The organism is Streptomyces sp. NPDC059787 (genome assembly GCF_042732315.1).
GTDB classification, from domain to species: Bacteria; Actinomycetota; Actinomycetes; order Streptomycetales; family Streptomycetaceae; genus Streptomyces; species Streptomyces atrovirens.
The window spans coordinates 1-18,865 of sequence record NZ_JBHWHX010000036.1 but is presented as its reverse complement, the minus strand read 5'-3'; the positions used below and the strand labels follow the sequence as shown (position 1 = coordinate 18,865).

16 protein-coding genes are annotated in these 18,865 nt (G+C 72.7%); 13 read left to right on the top strand and 3 right to left on the bottom strand.

What is annotated here, in order from left to right:
• Nucleotides 1-19 precede the first annotated feature (19 nt).
• A complete protein-coding gene (locus ACFV5H_RS27940) occupies nucleotides 20-517 on the bottom strand; it encodes a hypothetical protein (protein ID WP_385197761.1) in 498 nt (165 codons plus the stop codon).
• Between the two features lie 316 nt (nucleotides 518-833).
• On the opposite strand from ACFV5H_RS27940, the gene ACFV5H_RS27935 reads away from it, so the two are divergent.
• The 11 genes from ACFV5H_RS27935 (at nucleotide 834) to ACFV5H_RS27885 (ending at nucleotide 11,707) form a co-directional block, all read left to right on the top strand.
• The gene (locus ACFV5H_RS27935; RefSeq protein ID WP_385050170.1) at nucleotides 834-956 is read left to right on the top strand and encodes a hypothetical protein; all 123 of its coding nucleotides are present in this window, start codon (nucleotides 834-836) and stop codon (nucleotides 954-956) included.
• Nucleotides 957-990: 34 nt separating this feature from the next.
• A complete protein-coding gene (locus ACFV5H_RS27930) occupies nucleotides 991-1,506 on the top strand; it encodes a MarR family winged helix-turn-helix transcriptional regulator (RefSeq protein ID WP_385197759.1) in 516 nt (171 codons plus the stop codon).
• A 91-nt stretch (nucleotides 1,507-1,597) separates the two neighbouring features.
• Complete coding sequence (locus ACFV5H_RS27925; RefSeq protein ID WP_385050174.1) at nucleotides 1,598-2,008, top strand: hypothetical protein; 411 nt, start codon at nucleotides 1,598-1,600, stop codon at nucleotides 2,006-2,008.
• Nucleotides 2,009-2,072: 64 nt separating this feature from the next.
• Complete coding sequence (locus ACFV5H_RS27920) at nucleotides 2,073-3,338, top strand: glycosyltransferase family 4 protein (protein ID WP_385197757.1); 1,266 nt, start codon at nucleotides 2,073-2,075, stop codon at nucleotides 3,336-3,338.
• Nucleotides 3,335-4,132: a transferase gene (locus ACFV5H_RS27915; RefSeq protein ID WP_385197755.1), complete on the top strand. Its 798-nt coding sequence runs from the start codon at nucleotides 3,335-3,337 to the stop codon at nucleotides 4,130-4,132. The genes ACFV5H_RS27920 and ACFV5H_RS27915 overlap by 4 nt, the downstream gene beginning before the upstream one ends.
• Before the next feature lie 178 nt (nucleotides 4,133-4,310).
• Complete coding sequence (locus tag ACFV5H_RS27910) at nucleotides 4,311-5,411, top strand: substrate-binding domain-containing protein (protein ID WP_385050180.1); 1,101 nt, start codon at nucleotides 4,311-4,313, stop codon at nucleotides 5,409-5,411.
• A gap of 137 nt (nucleotides 5,412-5,548) precedes the next feature.
• Complete coding sequence (locus ACFV5H_RS27905) at nucleotides 5,549-6,880, top strand: ABC transporter substrate-binding protein (RefSeq protein WP_385050182.1); 1,332 nt, start codon at nucleotides 5,549-5,551, stop codon at nucleotides 6,878-6,880.
• A gap of 25 nt (nucleotides 6,881-6,905) precedes the next feature.
• Nucleotides 6,906-7,895, top strand: coding sequence for a carbohydrate ABC transporter permease (locus ACFV5H_RS27900; protein WP_385050184.1), 990 nt, complete (start codon nucleotides 6,906-6,908; stop codon nucleotides 7,893-7,895).
• Nucleotides 7,892-8,755, top strand: a complete 864-nt coding sequence (locus ACFV5H_RS27895; RefSeq protein WP_385197753.1) for a carbohydrate ABC transporter permease — start codon at nucleotides 7,892-7,894, stop codon at nucleotides 8,753-8,755. The genes ACFV5H_RS27900 and ACFV5H_RS27895 overlap by 4 nt, the downstream gene beginning before the upstream one ends.
• Nucleotides 8,756-8,786: 31 nt before the next feature.
• Nucleotides 8,787-9,812 carry a hydroxyacid dehydrogenase gene (locus ACFV5H_RS27890; RefSeq protein ID WP_385197751.1) on the top strand — a complete coding sequence of 342 codons (1,026 nt, stop codon included), beginning with the start codon at nucleotides 8,787-8,789 and terminating at the stop codon, nucleotides 9,810-9,812.
• On the top strand, nucleotides 9,809-11,707 hold the full coding sequence (locus tag ACFV5H_RS27885; RefSeq protein WP_385050190.1) for a DUF2264 domain-containing protein: 1,899 nt from the start codon (nucleotides 9,809-9,811) through the stop codon (nucleotides 11,705-11,707). Before ACFV5H_RS27890 ends, ACFV5H_RS27885 begins: the two co-directional genes overlap by 4 nt.
• A 15-nt stretch (nucleotides 11,708-11,722) precedes the next feature.
• On the opposite strand, the gene ACFV5H_RS27880 is transcribed toward ACFV5H_RS27885, so the two are convergent.
• Nucleotides 11,723-12,493, bottom strand: coding sequence for a hypothetical protein (locus ACFV5H_RS27880; protein WP_385050192.1), 771 nt, complete (start codon nucleotides 12,491-12,493; stop codon nucleotides 11,723-11,725).
• A 307-nt stretch (nucleotides 12,494-12,800) separates the two neighbouring features.
• Here ACFV5H_RS27880 and ACFV5H_RS27875 point away from each other — a divergent pair, with 307 nt between their 5' ends.
• Nucleotides 12,801-16,187 (top strand): CARDB domain-containing protein, encoded by a 3,387-nt coding sequence (locus tag ACFV5H_RS27875; protein WP_385197749.1) that lies wholly within the window; start codon nucleotides 12,801-12,803, stop codon nucleotides 16,185-16,187.
• Nucleotides 16,188-16,360: 173 nt separating this feature from the next.
• Entirely contained in the window at nucleotides 16,361-17,239 is an 879-nt protein-coding gene (locus ACFV5H_RS27870) for a L,D-transpeptidase family protein (protein WP_385197748.1), read from the top strand.
• A 22-nt stretch (nucleotides 17,240-17,261) separates the two neighbouring features.
• Here the strand turns inward: ACFV5H_RS27870 and ACFV5H_RS27865 are convergent, their stop codons facing one another.
• Nucleotides 17,262-18,719 carry an alpha/beta hydrolase family protein gene (locus ACFV5H_RS27865; RefSeq protein WP_385197746.1) on the bottom strand — a complete coding sequence of 486 codons (1,458 nt, stop codon included), beginning with the start codon at nucleotides 18,717-18,719 and terminating at the stop codon, nucleotides 17,262-17,264.
• Nucleotides 18,720-18,865 lie beyond the last annotated feature (146 nt).

The window sequence follows — 18,865 nt, the reverse complement described above, 5'->3', positions numbered from 1 at the left end:
CCACGGTGGCCGGGGCGCGTCAGCCGGCCCGGACGCCGGGGGCGGACGGGGCCGGGGAGGTGGGTTCCGGCGACCGGGACGTCGCCGTGGGCAGCTCCGCCGGCATCTCCTCCGACTGCTGCAGAACGGTGTCGCCGGGCCCCTCTGCCGGTGTGCCCGCGCCGGTGGACAGCTGCGACCACACGCCCAGCGCCAGGGCGATCGCGGCGGCCGCGCCCGCCACGCGGCCGACGCGGCGCAACCGGGCGCGTCCGTCCATCTCCCGCCAGGACGGGCCGTCCCACGGATCGTCCGGCTGCCACAGGTCACCGACCGCCTCGACGCCGGCGTCCTCCCGAGGCGCACCGCCGTCGGTGTGCGGCCGCGTCCGCTGCAGCGCGGAGGGCTCCCTGGGGGCGGTGGCCCGGATGGCGCGCTCGTTGTCGGTGAGGAACCGCTGCCAGACGTCCTCGGGCAGCGACGGCGTACCGTCCCGCTCCTCCGGCGTCCCGCCGTCGTCCGGCCTCTGCGCGGTCACGTCCGTTCATTCCCTTCGAGGATCCCGCCAGGATCATTGCACAGCGCAAAAACGAATGAACAGCGGTCCGCGGAACCGGACATACGGCCGGGACGGCGCGGTCCGGGCGCGGACTCGACCGGACAAAGGCCCGTCCGGGGGAGCACGGAGCGGCCGACCTTTGCATAGTCCGAGGACGGGGGAGGGGCGTCTGCGGAGCGATCGGGCGGCTCTCGAGCGCCTCGGCACCGCTGGAGCGGGACATGACCGACGGAAACCGCCATCGGGCCGGTGGGCGCTGTCCGCGCACGGCGCCGAGGGACCGGAGCCCTACCGGGTGGCGTTCGCCCCGCGCGAGGACCTGGTCCAGCACGTGGGAGGACCGCCCGGCGACGACGTCGCGATGCTCCTCCCGCGCCACCACCGCCACCAGGACGTGGCGTCCGCGCCCATCGGGTGAGTGGGCGGCGATCACCGCGAGGTACAAAGGACACATGCATCGGGACGAGCCCCCCGGCGGGGCCAGGGACGACGTCGAGGCGGTCACCCGTGCGGTGCTGACCGCCTCACGGCTGCTGGTGGCGGTGTCCGCGCGCTCCCTCGCTGCGGTCGAGGACCGGGTGACGCTGCCGCAGTTCCGGATGCCGATGGTGCTCTCCACCCGCGGCGCCACCAAGCTGGTCACGCTCGCCGACCTGCTCCACGTCGCCCCGTCCACCGCGATGCGCATGGTCGACCGGCTGATCGCGGCCGGCCTCGCCGACCGGCAGGCCAACCCCGCCAACCGCCGGGAGACCCTGCTGCGGCTCACCGACGAGGGCCGGCACACGGTCGGGGACGTCACCGCGCGGCGCCGCGCCGAGATCGCCGCGATCGTCGAGCGGCTGGCCCCACGACAGCGGGCGGCGCTGGTCGGCGCCCTCACCGCGTTCAACGAGGCCGGCGGCGAGCCCTCCGCCACCGAACCGCGGCCGTACCCGCTCGGGTGGACGATGGACGACGGACCGTGAACGGCACCGCCCAAATCTGCATGCTAGGTTCGCATTTGAAAGGCGGCCGGGGACGGCCGCCGCGTCCACACACCCGGGACGGTGACACCCCATGACCTCAGAAAGCGGCGGCATTTCCGGCGAGGACGTTCCGCTCCCGCGGGTCCTGTGCGACACGGCCGCCCTGGCCGCCCTCGACGGCGCGTCCGCCGGCGCCCTGTGGCGGCTCGCCGAGCCGGGCCGCCAACTCGACGCCAACGTCGTACGCATCCCGCCCGGACACGGGGTCGACACCCACCGCGAGCCCGACCTCGACGTCCTCCTGCTGGTCCTCGCCGGCCACGGCACCCTCACCGCCCCCGACGGCCCCCGCCCCCTCCCCGCGGGCGCCCTGACCTGGCTCCCGCACGGCTCCACCCGGAGCCTCACCGCAGGCCCCGAGGGGCTGACGTACCTGACCGTCCACCGCCGCCGCCCCGGCATGCGGATCCAGCGCCGGGACCCGGCAGTTCAACAACAGTGATCATCGCGGCCACAAACTGATAACAGCGGACAACTCCTGAACGACTTATGCGGTCTGGACCGCTATGAAGATCTCTTTTCTGATCCACAACGCCTACGGGATCGGAGGCACGATCACCACCACGTTCAACCTGGCGGCCGCGCTGGCCGAACGGCACGACGTGGAGATCGTCTCGGTGCTGAGGCACCGGGAGCACCCCAATCTCACTCCGCACCCCGGAGTGCGGCTGCGGGCGCTGGTGGATCTGCGGAGGGAGAAGGACCACCCGCTGCACGGCAGACCCGCCAAGGTGTTCCCCGCCGCCGAGTACCGCCACCACCAGTACAGCGAACTGACGGACGAGCGGATCGCCGAGTGCCTGGCGGACACCGACGCCGACGTCGTCATCGGCACCCGGCCGGGACTCAACGTGCACCTCGCCCTCCAGGCCCCGGAGCACGTCGTACGCGTCGGCCAGGAGCACCTCACCCTCGACAACCATCCGCCCGCGCTGCGCACCGCGCTGCGCCGCGCCTACCGCCGGCTCGACGTGCTCACCACCGTCACGGAGGCGGACGCCGACTCCTACCGGCGCAAGATGCGGCTGCCCGGCGTGCGGGTGGAGGCCCTCCCCAACAGCGTCCCCGACCCCACGCTCCCCACCGCCGACGGCACCGCCAGGGTCGTGGTGGCGGCCGGCCGGCTGGTTCCCGTCAAGCGGTTCGACCTGATCATCGAGGCGTTCGCCCGGGTGGCCGCCGAACACCCCGACTGGCAGCTGCGCATCTACGGCAAGGGCGAGGAACACGACCGGCTGCGCGCCCTGATCGAGACGCTCGGCCTGTGGAACAACGTCTTCCTCATGGGCGCGGCGATCCCCATGGAGGCCGAGTGGGTCAAGGGCTCGATCGGCGCGGCCGCCTCGAACTTCGAGCCGTTCGGCATGACCCTCGTCGAGGCGATGCGCTGCGGACTGCCCTTCGTCAGCACCGACTGCCCCTACGGGCCCGGCGAGATCATCAAGGACGGCGAGGACGGCCGGCTGGTGCCGGTCGGGGACAGCGCGGCCTTCGCCGCGGCCCTCCTCGACCTGGTGCGCGACGACGAGCGCCGCCGCCGCATGGGCGAGGCGGCCGTGGCCAACGCGCACCGGTTCGCCCCCGGCCCGGTCGTCGCCCACGCCGAGCGCCTCTTCCAGGACGCGACCGAGGCCCGGAGCGGTGGACGGCACGTCACCCCGGAGCACGGCGGAATACAGCACACCCTCGTCAGCCGGGGCCACGCCGCCCGCGACCTCGCCCGCGCCGCCGCGTCGAACGCGCTGCGCACCGTACGGAAGGGACGCCGATGAACACGGCCCCGCGCACCCACTGTTCCGTCGACGCCGACGGCCGGATCACCTTCCGCCTGCGGCCACCGGCGGCCGCACACCCCCGGCTGCTGCTGGTGCTGCGCCCCAGGAAGGGCCGGCCCGAGGAGACGACCCGTACCCTCGACCTCGAACCCCACGGCGACGACGGCGAGTTCCGCGCCGTGCTGGAGGCGCTGCCCCCGCTCGCGGAGGGCCGCTGGGACACGTATCTGCTGAGCGGCCCGGACGCCGGACGGGAGCGGCTGCGGCCCGGCCCGCGGGACCTGCGGGCACTCGTCGACGGCGGCTCGCGCGAGTGGCCGTCACCGGTGGCCGTCCGGGTGCCGTACACCACCAAGGACGGCTTCCTCGCGATACGGACCTGGCTGCGCACCGCCCACGCGGAGGCGGGCCCCGTCGAGATCGCCGACGGGACGCTGACGGTCCGCGCCCGTCTGCACGGAGCCGGACTCTCCGAAGGGGCTCGGGCGGTGCTGCGGCTGCGGGGAACCAAGGACACCCTGCACGGCGTCCCGGTACGGCCGGCGGGGGACGGCGGCTTCGCCTTCACCGTCGCCTGCGAGGACCTCGTGGCCTCCGACAGCCGGGTCTGGGACGTCTTCCTCCGCCCCGCCGCCGACGCGCCGCTCACCAGGGTCGGCCGCCTCCTCGACGACGTGGCGGACCGCAAGGCGGTGTTCGTGTACCCGCTGACCACCGCGGGCGGCTCCGCGGTACGCCCCTACTACACCGTCGACAACGACCTCGCCGTCGAGGTGACCGCCCTCGGCTGAACGGTCGTACTCCCTCACCGTCCGAGGTCCCGCCCCGGCAGCGCCCGCGGGCCTGACGTCCGACGGGCTGCTGTCCTCGTGCCGGACGCGGGGGCGGCTCGACGGGTTCCCGCGCCTGCGACGATCGTTATGATGCCCGTATCGTTCAAACGAACATCCTGGTGCGGGGAGGGGCCTCATGCGGGAGCCGGTCGAGCTCAGGAGGCAGCGGATTCTGGCCGCCGTCGAGTCCCGGGGTTCGGCGCGGGTGAGCGACCTCGCCGCCGAACTCCAGGTGTCGGTGGTGACCGTACGGCGGGACGTGGAGGAACTGGCCCGGGAGGGCCGGCTGCGGCGCGGTCACGGCGTCGTGCGTTCCGCCCTCGCCGCCCAGGACCTGCCGGCGGCCCCGGCACCGGACGGTGACGCGGTGGCCGTCGTCGTCCCGGAGCGCCACACCTACCTGTACGAGTCCCTGCACGGTGCCCGCTCGGTGCTGGAGGCGGCCGGCAAGCGGATCGCGCTGCACATCGCGCCGCAGGTGGCCGGCGCCGAACGGCCGCTGGTGGAGCGGGCCCTCGCGGACGGCGCCACGGGCCTGCTGCTGGCCCCGCGCTGGCGCACCCGGGCCGACGAGGAGGGCGACTACGGCTGGCTCGCCGCGCTGGACGTGCCCGCGGTGCTGATGGAGCGGCGCCCCCGGCCGGGCAGCGCGCTGCACGCGATGGACTCGGTCTGCTCCGACCACGCCTACGGCGTCCACCTCGCCGTGCAGCACCTGGTGGGGCTCGGCCACCGGCGGATCGTGTTCGCCACCCGCGACGACAGTCCCACCGCGCGCACCCTGCGGTCCGCGTGCGCCCGGATCGCCGGCGCGCATCCGCTGGTGGAGGAGTGGGCGTGGACGCTGTGCGCCCCGGAGGCCGGCCAGGACGGGCCGTACACGGCGCAGGAGACGGCGGACCTGTCCGCGCTGCTGCGCAAGGTGGGGGCCACGGCGGCGGTGCTGCACGGGGACGTGGACGCGCTGATGCTCGTACAGCAGCTCGCGGACAACGGCGTACGGGTGCCGGGGGACTGCTCGGTCGTGGCGTACGACGACGTGGTGGCCGGGCTCGGGACCACGCCGCTGACGGCCGTCGCCCCGCCCAAGGCCGAGGTCGGACGGGCCGCGGCCGAGCTGCTGCTCCGGCGGCTCGGCACCCCGCGCGGCGGCGGGGGACCGGTGCGACGGACGGAACTGCTGCCGACACTGAGCGTGCGCGGATCCACCCGGGCGCGGGCCGGCGTCACCGAGTGAGCGCGATGAACACGATGAGCGTTTGAACGTTTCATTTTCTTCTGATCGATGTATTGACCGTTTACCGGTCGAGCGTTGAGGATTCCCGTGTCCCGAACAGGCGTGTCCCCCGACACGCAGGAGCCGCGGGAGGCGACATGCCCGGACGACCCAGCCGTCGGTCCGTGCTCGCCGCGATGGCCGCCGTACCCCTGACAGGAGCCGTGAGCGCCTGCAGCGGAGGGAACGGCGCCTCGTCGGCGCGTACGGGCTCCACCACGCGCATCACCTTCTGGTCCGCCCTGCGCGGCAGCCAGGAAGTGGTCGACGCGTTCAACCGCACCCACCGGACCGTCCAGGTGGAGTTCCAGCAGATCCCCTCCGGCGGGCAGGGCGGCTACGCCAAACTCAGCAACGCCGCCCGGGCCGGCAACGCGCCCGACGTCGCCACCATCGAGTATCCGCAGGTGCCCGGGTACGCCATCGACGGCGTCGCCCGCGACATCACCGACCTGGTCGGCGACGGCCTGCGCCGCAAGCTGCTGCCGCAGGCGCTCGGGCTGACCACCTTCGAGGGCCGGGTGTTCAGCGTGCCGCTGGACGTCGAGCCGATGGTGATGCACTACCGCGCCGACCTGTTCGACCAGTACGGACTGAAGGCCGCCCGCACCTGGGACGAGTTCGCCGAACAGGCCGCGACCGTGCGCCGCGAAGCCCCCGGCCGGCGGCTGGTGCTGTTCCCCACCGACGGCATGACCCAGTTCGCCGCGTACGCGTGGCAGGCCGGCGCCCACTGGTTCGACACCTCGCGCGGCGCCTGGAACGTCTCCCTCGCCGACGCGCCCTCCCGGAAGGTCGCCGGCTACTGGCAGCGGCTCATCGACCGTGACGACGTCTTCGTGAACGCCGTCGAGAGCCGGCAGTCCGACGCCCAGATCGGAGGCGGCCTGGTCCTCACCCGGCTCAGCGGCGCCTGGGACGCCGGCGCGCAGATGAACGCGCGGCCCGGCCAGAAGGGCCAGTGGCGGATCGCGCCGCTGCCGCAGTGGGACACCGGCAACCCGTCCGTCGGCACGCACGGCGGCTCGACGTTCGCGGTCACCAAGGACAGTCGGCACCCCGAGGCCGCCATGGAGTTCATCGAGTGGCAGGTCTCCCACCCCGACGCCCTGCGCGCCCGCCTCTCCAGCGGCAGCAGCAGCCAGTACCCGGCCGCCCCCGGCCTGGTCTCCGTGGGCCGGGACGCCTTCGACCGGTCGTACTACGGCGGGCAGGACATCTACACCCTGTTCGAGCAGGAGGCCGAGAAGATCGGCGGGAACTGGCTCTGGGGACCGCGGATGAGCGCGACCCAGAAGGTCATGCAGGACTCCTTCGCCCGCGTCGGCGGCGGCCAGGGCACCCTCGTCGAGTCCCTGCGCACCGCCCAGGAGGGCACCATGCCCGACCTCAAGGCCCTGGGCCTGTCCACCACCCAGCACAGCACCTGAGCCGACGAAAGGCAGGTGACACCCCATGACCACGACCACCCGGCACCGGGTGCCGGCCGGCACCTCCCGCGCCGGCGCCCCGGCGCCCTCCGCGTCGGGCCCGCGTGCCCGCAGAGCGGCCAAGCGCCGTCAACTGACCGCCGCGGGCGTCCTCATGACGCCGTTCTTCGCCCTGCTGGTCACCGTCTTCCTGATCCCCGTCGGCACCGCCGTCTACCTCAGCTTCTACAGCGACGACCAGCCCGGCCTCGGCTTCGGCCCCGAACGCACGGTCTTCGTCGGCCTGCGCTCCTACGCCGCCGTCCTGACCGACCCCACCTTCCTGAGCGGGCTCGGCACCGTCGCCCTGTACTGCCTGATCTACATCCCGCTCATGGTCGTCGGCGCGCTCGCGCTCGCCCTGCTGCTGGACTCCGGAGTGGTCCGGCTGCGCGCCTTCGCCCAGCTCGGCCTGTTCCTGCCGCACGCGGTGCCCGGCATCATCGCGGCCCTGATCTGGCTGTACCTCTACACGCCCGGCATCAGCCCGGTGATCGAACTGTTCGCCGAGGCGGACGTCACCATCGACTTCCTCGGCATCCACACGGTGATCCCGTCCATCGTGAACATCGCCCTGTGGAGCAACCTCGGCTACAACATGGTGGTCTTCTACGCCGCCCTGCAGGCCGTGCCCCGCGAGGTGATCGAGGCCGCCGTGGTGGACGGCGCGGGACCGGTGCGCACGGCGCTCCAGGTCAAGACACCGCTGGTGCGCGCCTCCGTCGTGATGGTCGCGATCTTCACCCTGATCTGGGCGCTCCAGCTCTTCACCGAGCCCATGCTGCTCAGTCAGTCCTCCCCGATGATCAGCGCCCGGTTCTCACCGAGCATGTACATCTACGACGCGGCCTTCACCCGCAACAACTACAGCCTCGCGGCGGCCGCCTCGGTCGTCCTGCTCGTCTGCACCATCGCCCTGTCCTACGGCGTCACCCGCTTCACCAGCCGCGCCGACGTCCCGGAGGAGGCCCGATGAGCGCCACCGACAGCTCCCTGCTCCGCCCGAGACTGCTGGGCCGCGCCACCGTCAACGCGGTCGTCGCGATCTCCGTCCTCTACACGCTGCTGCCGGTGCTGTGGCTGGTACTGGCCGCCTCGAAGAACCGTGACGCGCTGTTCAGCAGCGACCTGCTGTCCCTGAGCGACTTCTCCTTCCTGCAGAACCTGAGGGACCTGTTCGCCATGGACGGCGGGCTGTACGGCCGCTGGTACGTCAACAGCCTGCTGTACGCGGTCCTCGGCGCCGCCCTCGGCGCGCTGGTGAGCGTCGCCTGCGGCTACGCCTTCGACAAGTACCGCTTCCGCCACAAGGAGAAGCTGTTCGGCCTGGTCCTCGCGGCGGTCATGGTGCCGCAGACGGTGCTCGCGCTGCCGCTGTACCTGATGGCCTCCGAAACCGGCCTGGTCAACACCTTCTGGGCGGTGTTCATCCCGGTGCTGTTCAACCCCTTCGGCGTGTATCTCGGCCGCATCTTCAGCCGGGGCTACGTACCCGACGAGGTGCTGGAGGCGGCGCGGGTGGACGGCGCCGGCGAACTGACCACCTACGTCCGGGTGGCGCTCAGGATGCTCGGCCCCGGCCTGGTCACCGTCTTCCTCTTCCAGCTCACCGCGATCTGGAACAACTTCTTCCTGCCCATGGTGATGCTGTCCGACCAGGACCTGTACCCCGTCAGCCTCGGCCTGTACCAGTGGAACAGCTCCGCCTCGGTCTCGCCGGAGTACTACCCCGTGGTCATCATGGGGTCCCTGCTCGCCGTGCTGCCGCTCATCCTCGCCTTCACCCTGCTCCAGCGCTTCTGGCGCAGCGGTCTGACCGCCGGCGCCGTGAAGTGACCCCGCCCGCACAAGGAGTTCCACCGCCACCATGACCGAGTCCACGCCCGGCCCCCGCCCCCGCGCCGCACTGGCCATGTCCCCGGACGTCGCCTCGGCGGTCCTCGACGCCGAGTCGCTCACGGCCCTCGCCGCGCTGTGCGACCTCGCACCGCTCCCGGTCCTGGACGACCTGACCACGCCCCGCGCCCGCACCGTGCTCGCCGACGTCGAGCTGCTGGTCACCGGCTGGGGCTGCCCGCCCCTGGACGAGGACGTGCTGCGGACGGCGCCCCGGCTGCGGGCCGTCGTGCACACCGCGGGCAGCGTACGCGGCCATGTCACCGACGCCTGCTGGGACCGGGGCATCGAGGTGTCCTCCGCCGCCGCGGCCAACGCCGTCCCGGTCGCCGAGTACACCCTCGCCATGATCCTGCTCACCGGCAAGCGGGCCCTGGAGAGCGCGCGCGACTACCGCGCGTCCCGCGCCCGGACGGACTGGCTGCGCACCTCCCGCTCGGTCGGCAACCACCGCCGTACCGTCGGCGTCCTGTCCGCCTCCCTCATCGGCCGCCGGGTCATCGACCTGCTGCGCCCGCACGACGTCGATGTGCTGCTGTACGACCCGTTCGTCGACGAGGCCGGGGCGAAGGAACTCGGTGTGGAACGCGTGGGTCTGACCGAGCTGTTCCGGCGCGGCGACACCGTGAGCGTGCACACCCCGCTGCTGCCCGAGACCCGCGGCCTGGTCGGCCGGGAACTGATCGACTCCATGCGCCCCGACGCCGTACTGATCAACACCGCGCGCGGCGCGGTCGTCGACCAGGACGCGCTCGCCGACGCCGCGCTGGCCGGCCGCATCCGCGCCGTGCTCGACGTGACCGACCCCGAAGTCCTGCCGCCCGAACACCCGTTGTGGGAGTGCGACAACGTTCTCCTCACCCCCCACCTCGCCGGCTCCCAGGGCAACGAGTGGCGCCGGCTGGCCGATCTCGCCCTCTCCGAGATCACGCGCTGGACCTCCGGAGAGGGCTTCCTCCATCCCGTACGACGCGAAAGGCTGGCCTTCCTGGCATGAGCATCCCCTTCGAACTGCCCGCCGACGACCACGGTGTCAGCCCCCGCACCGGATACACCCGAGCCCACTGGGAGGCCGTGGCCGACGGACTCCTCGCGGCGGCCTGGCGCTGGAGCACCCCCGGCTGCGCGCTGCTCGACCTGCCGGGACGCCCCTCCCGCTCGGGAGTGCGCTCCGACGGCCTCGAAGGCTACGCCAGGACGTTCCTCGCCGCCGCCTTCCGCGTCGCGGGCGCGGGCGGGGACGACCCCCACGGCCTGCTGGAGCGGTACGCGAGCGGACTCGCCGCCGGCACCCGGACCCCCGGCCGCGACGACACCGAGTCCTGGCCGCTGATCCTCGACCACGACGTGCAGGGCCAGCCCATGGTCGAGTCGGCGTCCGTCGCGCTCGGCCTGCGGCTGACCGCCCCCTGGCTGTGGAAGCACCTCGACCCCGGTGTGCAGGACCGCGCGGAGGAGTGGCTGCGGGGCTCGCTGCGGCACACCCCGGCACCCAACAACTGGTACCTCTTCCCGTACACGGTCGCCGGGTTCCTGGAGTCCGTCGGACGCGGCGACGCCGAGACGGCTGCCGCGCGGCAGCGGGCGCTGGAACTGCTGGAGAGCTGGTACCGGGGCGACGGCTGGTACGCCGACGGGGACGGACGCGCCTTCGACCACTACAACGGCTGGGCCCTGCACCTCTATCCGGTCCTCGACGCCCGTCTCGCGGGCGACGGTGAGGCGTCGGCCCTGCACGGAGAACGGCTGCGCGCCCATCTGGAGGGCCACGCCCTGATGTTCGGCGCGGACGGGGCACCGCTGCACTTCGGCCGGTCACTGACGTACCGCTTCGCCGCCTCGGCGGCCGTCGCGCTGGGCGCCCTCACCGGGCACACCCCGCTGACCCCGGGCGCCTCCCGCCGCATCGTGAGCGGAAGCCTGCGCCACTTCCTGGACCGGGGCGCGCTGACCGCCGACGGCCTGCTGAGCCCGGGCTGGTACGGCCCGCACGAGGCCAGTCTGCAGAGCTACTCCGGCCCGGCGTCACCGTACTGGGCGTCGAAGGCCTTCGTCGCGCTGCTCGCCCCCGCCGGCCACGCGTTCTGGACGGCCCGCGAGGAACCGGCACCGGTGGAGGAGTCCGACCGCGTGCTGGCGCTGCCGGCGCCGGGACTGCTCGTCCAGGCGACCCGCGCCGACGGGATCGTACGGCTGCACAACCACGGCAGCGACCATGTGCGCCCGCACGAGGGCGAGACGGCGGACGGGGACGACCCGCACTACGGGCGCCAGGCCTACTCCACCCGCACCGGCCCCACCGCACCCGGGAACGTCGCCGACAACCACCTGTCGGTGGAGACCGGCGGCCGGACCAGTGTGCGCCGCCGCATCCACCCCCTGGGCGCGGGACACGGCGACGGCTGGGGCTGGGCGGCATCGTGGCACCGGCCCGTGTTCGCCGGCGGTCCGCCGATGGTCCCGGGCCTGCGGGTGGAGAGCGTGACGGTGGCACACGGCCGTCACGAGCTGCGCGTGCACCGCGTCGTGGGGGCGCCGGAGGGATCCCGGCTCACCCACACCGGCTGGGCCACCGGCCCGGAGGAGCCGCTGACCTCCGCCCTGTACGGCCTGCACGGCTGGGACGACCCGTCCCCCACTCCGGTCCGCGCCCCCCAGGGCACGGCCTGGACCCGCTGGGCCCACGTCCCGCGCCTCACCGGCAGGTGCGCGGGCACCTCCGTGCACATCGGTCTGGCCTCCCTCACGGCGGACGCGGACGCCGCGCCCCTGTCGGAGGCCGTCGAGGAGGTCCGGGTGGACGACGGGACGGTCGAGGTCGTCTGGGCCGGCGGCACGGCCCGTACCCGGATCACCTTCGAGCCGGTGGAGGTGAGTCACACGGAGCGGTGAGCGGCCGGCACGACCTCAGGACCGCGCGTCGTCGGTCTTCGGGGCCGGCTCGGCGCTGTCGGGCGTGGTGTAGAAGACCGACGAACCCTGCTTGGTGCGCTGGGCCTGGTTGCGGGCGACCAGGCCCTCCAGGGTGCTGCGCACGACCGTGGTCTTGACGGCGCGCCCGGGGTGGGCCTGCTCGAGCGCGCCGGCGATCTCCGCCGCCGAGCGGGGCTCGCTCTGCTCACCCAGGTGCCGGCGGACGAGATCGACCAGCTTGGGCCCGTCCGCCTTCGCGGCGGGCGGCTTGCGCGTGGACTTCCCCGACGCGGCGGGCTTCCCCGACACGGCGGGCTTCCCGGATGCGGCGGACTTCCCGGACGCGGTGCGTGCGGCGACCGTCCTCCTCGCCCGCTTCGGCTTCTCCGCGCCCGACTCGGGCCCCGACTCGGCCTCCGACCCGGTGCTCGACTTGGCACCCGACTTGGCGCCACCCCTCCTGCGAGGCGCCGGCACGGTCGCACCGTCCGGCACCGTGTCGGCCTCCGGCGCGTCCACGGCCTCTGGCGCGTCCGCCGTCTGCGACGTGCCCACGGCCTCGGCGGGCGCCCGGACGAGCCCCAGCGCCTGCTGCATGTTCACCAGAATGGTGTGGTCGTGCTGAAGCACGGTCAACTGCTCCTGCAGCGCCGCGATTTCCGCGGTGACCCGCTCCTGCTCCTTGACGTTGCGCTCCAGATCACCCGCTACCTGAGCGGAGTACTGCGACGTGAGGTCGGTGGCCGCGGTCGAGTTCTCGGACATGGCGGTGCCCCTTTCTGCCCGTTGGTTCCCTCGGTGGCCAGTCATGGTACGGCCGAGCGCGGTTGACCGTTTCTCCTGTGAGGTCACCGGTTGACGTTCTCACGCGGCACGAGGGACGGCGCGGACCCAGGGAACGTTGTGTGCATGCCATTGACAAGAGAGGCGCGAGCCGGAAACTTCAATCCGGAAGCCGCAATAAATCAACTGTCTAGCGCAAAAGCCGTACTTGATCGTGGCAATCCATGTCAGGAGCACCGACTGCCTGGTCGGCCACCCGCCCCAGCACCCGCCGCGGAACGAGGACCTCATGAGACGGAAGCGTTTCGGCCCATGGACGATCACCGGCCTGCTCCTGGCCGGCCTGGTCGCCTTCGGCCTCCAACCCGGTACGGCCACCGCCGCGTCGAAAGCGGTCCGTGGCCCCAACATGGCGCTCGGCAAGAGCGTCACGGCAGGCGGCTCCCACGCCGGCTATCCCGCCGCCAACGTCACCGACGGCAGCCAGCTGAGCTACTGGGAGGGCCCGGCGGGGGCCTTCCCGCAGTGGATCCGCGTCGACCTGGGCGGCACCGTCGAGGCCGAGCAGGTCGTCCTCGAGCTGCCCACCGGCTGGGAGGCCCGTACCCAGACCCTCTCCGTCGAGGGCAGCACCGACGGCTCCTCCTTCACCGCGCTGTCGGGCTCCGCCGCCCACCGCTTCGACCCCGACGGCGGCAACACGGTCACCGTGGACTTCCCCGCCCGCGACGTGCGCCACATCCGCGTCCGGGTGAGCGCCAACACCGGCTGGAACGCGGCCCAGTTGTCGGAGATCGAGGTCTACGGCGGTGACGACGACGGCGGCGGTCCGGAGGAACCGCCGGCCGACGGCACCAACCTGTCGCTCGGCAAGCCGATCGAAGCCTCCTCCACAATTCACTCGTTCGTGGCGACCAACGCCAACGACGGGCAGGCGGACACCTACTGGGAGTCCAGCGGCCACCCCGCCACCCTCACGGTCGAGCTGGGTGCCGACGCGGACCTCAGCGGTGTCGTCGTCAGGCTCGACCCCGGCGCCGCCTGGGCGAAGCGGACCCAGAGCATCGAGGTCCTGGGCAGGGGACAGGTGTCGGACGGCTTCACCTCGCTGAAGGCCCGCGCCGACTACACCTTCGACCCCGGTGCGGGTGGCAACACCGTCACCATCCCGGTCACCGGCCGCTACGCCGACGTGCGACTGAGGTTCACGCACAACTCCGGCGGATACGGCGCCCAGGTGGCCGAGTTGCAGGTCATGGGCGCCGCCGCCCCCAACCCCGACCTGGTCGTCTCCGACCTCACCTGGACGCCCGCGTCCCCGGCCGAGACGGACGCCGTCACCGTCCGCGCGACCGTGCGCAACGCCGGGACGGCCGCGTCCGCCGCCGCCACGGTCGATGTCAGCCTGGAGGGCACCGTCGCCGGCAGCGCCCCCGTCGGAGCGCTCGCCGCGGGCGCCTCGACGACCGTCTCCGTGGACGTGGGCAGGCGCGCCCGGGGGAGTTACACCGTGTCCGCCGTGGTCGACCCCACGGACACCGTCCCCGAGCAGGACGACACCAACAACAGCCGCACCGCGACCGGCAAGCTGACCGTCGCGCAGAGTCCGGGCCCCGATCTGGAGGTCCGGAGCATCAGGACCGACCCGGCGAGTCCCGCCACGGGCGCGTCGGTGTCCTTCACCGTGTCCGTGCACAACCGGGGCACCTCGGCGGCCCCCGCAGGCTCGGTGACCCGTCTCGCCGTCGGCGACAGGACCCTCGACGGAGCCACCGGGGCCGTCGCCGCGGGCGCCACCGCCGAGGTCGACATCAGCGGCACCTGGACCGCCACCGGCGGCGCGAGCCTCCTCACCGCCACCGCGGACGCCATGGACACCGTCGACGAGACCGACGAGAACAACAACATCCTCACCCGCTCCGTCGTCGTCGGCCGCGGCGCCGCCGTGCCGTACACCGAGTACGAGGCGGAGGACGGCACCTACCGGGGCACGCTCCTCACCGCCGACGCCAAACGGACCTTCGGCCACACCAACTTCGCCACCGAGTCCTCCGGACGCGAGTCGGTCCGCCTCGACTCCACCGGCCAGTACGTGCAGTTCACCTCCGGCAGCCCGACCAACTCGATCGTCGTACGCAACTCGATCCCGGACGCGCCGGGCGGGGGCGGCACCGAGGCCACCCTCAGTCTCTACGCCGACGGCGAGTTCGTGCAGAAGCTCGGCCTCAGCTCCAAGCACAGCTGGCTGTACGGCGACACCGACGCCCCCGAGGGACTCACCAACACCCCGGGGAGCGACGCCCGCCGTCTGTTCGACGAGTCCCACGCGCTGCTCGGTGCGACCTACCCGGCGGGCACCGTCTTCCGGCTCCAGCGCGACGCCGGCGACACCGCCGCCTTCTACATCGTCGACCTGGTCGACCTGGAACAGGTGGCGCCGCCCTCCGCCAAACCGGCCGGATGCGTCTCCATCACCGAGTACGGGGCCGTCCCCAACGACGGCATCGACGACACCGACGCCCTCCAGCGCGCCGTGACCGCCGACCAGAACGGGCGGATCGACTGCGTGTGGATCCCGCCGGGCCAGTGGCGCCAGGAGCAGAAGATCCTCACCGACGACCCGCAGAACCGCGGACAGTACAACCAGGTCGGCATCCGCGACGTCACCGTCCGCGGCGCCGGCATGTGGCACTCCCGGCTCCATACGCTGACGCCACCGCACCAGGCGGGCGGCATCAACCACCCCCACGAGGGCAACTTCGGCTTCGACATCGACGACAACACCAAGATCTCGGACATCGCGATCTTCGGCTCGGGCACCATCCGCGGCGGCGACGGCGGAGCCGAGGGCGGGGTCGGCCTCAACGGCCGGTTCGGCAAGGGCACGAAGATCAGCAACGTGTGGATCGAGCACGCCAACGTCGGTGTCTGGGTGGGACGCGACTACAGCGACATCCCCGAGCTGTGGGGTCCGGCCGACGGACTGCGATTCAGCGGCATGCGGATCCGCAACACCTACGCGGACGGCATCAACCTCGCCAACGGAACACGTAATTCCGAGGTGGAGAACTCGTCGTTCCGCAACACCGGCGACGACGCGCTCGCGGTGTGGGCCAGCAAGTACGTCAAGGACCCGTCGGTCGACATCGGCCATGACAACCACTTCCGCAACAACACCGTCCAACTGCCCTGGCGCGCCAACGGCATCGCCGTCTACGGCGGCTACGGCAACACCATCGAGAACAACCTCATCCACGACACGATGAACTACCCCGGCATCATGCTGGCGACCGACCACGACCCGCTGCCCTTCTCCGGGCAGACCCTCATCGCCAACAACGGCCTCCACCGCACCGGCGGCGCCTTCTGGAACGAGGACCAGGAGTTCGGGGCGATCACCCTGTTCGCCCAGGGACCGGACATCCCCGGTGTGGTCATCCGTGACACCGACATCCACGACTCCACCTACGACGGCATCCAGTTCAAGTCCGGCGGGGGAGCGGTGCCGGACGCCCGGATCACGGGCGTCACCATCGACAGGTCCACCAACGGGTCCGGCATCCTCGCCATGGGCGGCGCCCGCGGCAGCGCCACGCTCACGGACGTCACCATCACCGGTTCGGCCGAAGGGGACGTACTGATCGAACCCGGCTCGCAGTTCGTGATCAACCGGTAGCGCCGCTCCCGCGCGCTGCTCCGTCCGGCGGGCCCGTACTCCACCCGGAGTGCGGGCCCGTCACCCGGACGGACCCCCTCCCGCGCTCCTCCCGGGCAGCGCAGATGGGGGACTTCGGCGGACTCGCGCGGGGAGCTGACGCGATTCCGGGAAGTCGAAGTCAGGCTGAGGACATGGCTTCATCGATCGACTGCCCGCCCCGTCCGCGCCACCGTGCTCCGTACCGTGCCTCCGTCCGTGCGCGTGGCCGGGCGGTGCGGGCGGCCGTCGCCCTCGCCGTGCTGACGGCCCTGAGCGGATGCGGGACGGACACCGGAACCACGGCGCGGGACACCCCGGCGGCCACCGCACCGGCGGGCGGCGCACCGGGCTCGGCCCACACCGCGCCCGGTACCGCCGACGCCACGCCGGGCCCCGCCGGCACCGCACAGGGCCGGCCCGGCGCCGCAGCGCAGACACCACCGCCCGCCCGGATCCCCGGCCTCGGCCCCCGGACCCGGGCGTGGATCCCCGCGACCGCCCGCCAGGTGGTCGTCGTCACCGGCCGGGACAAGGACGCCAACCGCTCGGAGGCCGTGCTGTACCGGCACACCGGCTCCGGATGGGAGGGGGGCCCGGCATGGCCCGCGCGCAACGCCCTCAGGGGCTGGACCGACGACCACTGGGCGGGCGACCTCCGCTCACCCGTCGGCGTGTTCACCCTCACCGACGCCGGGGGGCTGCTGCCCGATCCCGGCACCGAGCTGCCGTACGACCGGTCGGAGGGGTTCGCGGTCGGCGGCACCGGCTTCGAGGGCGAGCCGCTGGAAGGTTCCTTCGACTACGTCATCGCCATCGACTACAACCGCGAGCCGGGCACGTCCCCGCTGGACCCGACCCGTCCGCTCGGTGCCGGCCGGGGCGGCGGCATCTGGCTGCACGTCGACCACCAGGGGCCCACCCAGGGCTGCGTCAGCCTCTCGGAGCGCCACATGGAGGAACTCCTGCGCACCCTCGACCCGGACCGGCACCCGGTGATCGTCATGGGCGACGCCGACTCGCTGAGCCGGTGAGCGGCCCGCCCGGCCGTGCGGGTCAGGGCGCGATGCCGACCCCTTCGACACGGCTCCACGCCTTCTCCCGCGCGGCCGTCATGGCCGGCCACGTCGTACCACCCGGGCGCGGCACGACGCGCGAGGCGTACGACGACGGCCGGTACTCCGGCTCGTAGAAGCACCCGGTGTCATACGTACGGTCGAACGCGGCGCAGGAGGAGGCGACCGACCGCGGTGTCGGCCGGTCACCGGTGCGCACCCAACGGTCCAGGGCCGCGATGGAGGTGGCGTACTCGGACGTGCTCAGCGCGCTGTGCTCGTGCTCGTCGGTGAACGTCTGCACCAGGTGCCGGTCCCGGTGGGCGCCGGCGAGCGTGTCGCGGTAGGCCGCCTCGTGCTCGACGAACGCGGTGGGGTCGTCGACGGCGTGCAGTGTGAGCACCGGGATCTTCACCTTGCCGGTGAGGTCGCTGTCGTAGGACAGGTCGCGCTCGGCCGTCGGATCGGCGGTGAACCGCTCCACACCCGCGTTGAGCGCCTCGTCGTCGTGCGAACCGGAGTACCGTACGCCCTCGTTGGTGAACGGGTTGCGGTCCCCCAGCCGCTTGTGCACGATGTCCCGGAACGTGAAGACCGAGAAGCGCAGGTGCGACTCCAGTGTGCGCTCGGGGACCTTCGTGACGGCGAGGATGTTGTCCAGGTTGCGCTGCTGGAGCGCGGTGCGCTCCTCGGGCGGGGACGCGTATCCGGTGCACTCCTGCAGCCGGGCGCGCATCCCGGCGGTCGTCAGCGTCGACGTGGGGCGCAGGCCCTGCCACAGCGGGTACTGCGGCTCACCGGGACGCGGCAGGTTCTGGCAGTAGTACTGGTAGACGACGCGCAGGTCGACCCGGTAGTCGTAGCCGCGCGAGCCGCCGCCGAGGACACCGTTGGTGAGCAGTGCGCCGTCGTAGGGACCGCTCGCACCGCCGTACATCTCGACGGTCCTGGCGGCCACGTTGCCGCCCCAGGACTGGCCGTGGAGGTACGTCCGCCCCGGCCGGCCGAACTCCTCGGTGAACAGACGGCGGAGGTTCTCGGTGTCGGTCGCGGCCATCCGCGTGCCGTAGCCGCCCCGGCGGTACGCCGAACCGGCCCAGGCGTAGCCCTGGTCCACCATGACCTGCCAGCGCTCCAGGTCCTCGACGCCGCGCCCGGGGTCGGACCCGTCACCCAGATCGGGGCCGCCGTGGGCGTGGACGACGAGTTTCTTGTTCCAGTGCTCGGGGATCGCGATCGTGTAGTACGCGCCGTTCGTGTCCCGGCCGGTGTAGCAGGTGGCCTTCTCCGCCAGGCCGGCGGGGCAGGTGACGGGGGCCGGGCCGGTGCTCTCGGCCCGGGCGGCCGGTGCCTGGGTGAGGGCGCCGATGACGGCAGCGGCGAGGACCGGGCCCACCGCCCGCCGGCGGGAACGGGGCAGTCGGGGAACGCGGGTGACATGACGTGATCTGTTGCGCATGGGCCAGGATGCTAGGAACCCCGGTCCGGGAGGGCCATGGAACCGGTGTTTACGTTCATAGTGTTCGCCCCCGCCGCCCTTACCCGTCCCATCCCGGGGGCGCTGCCCCCGTACCCCCGCTCCTCAAACGCCGGAGGGGCTGAGAG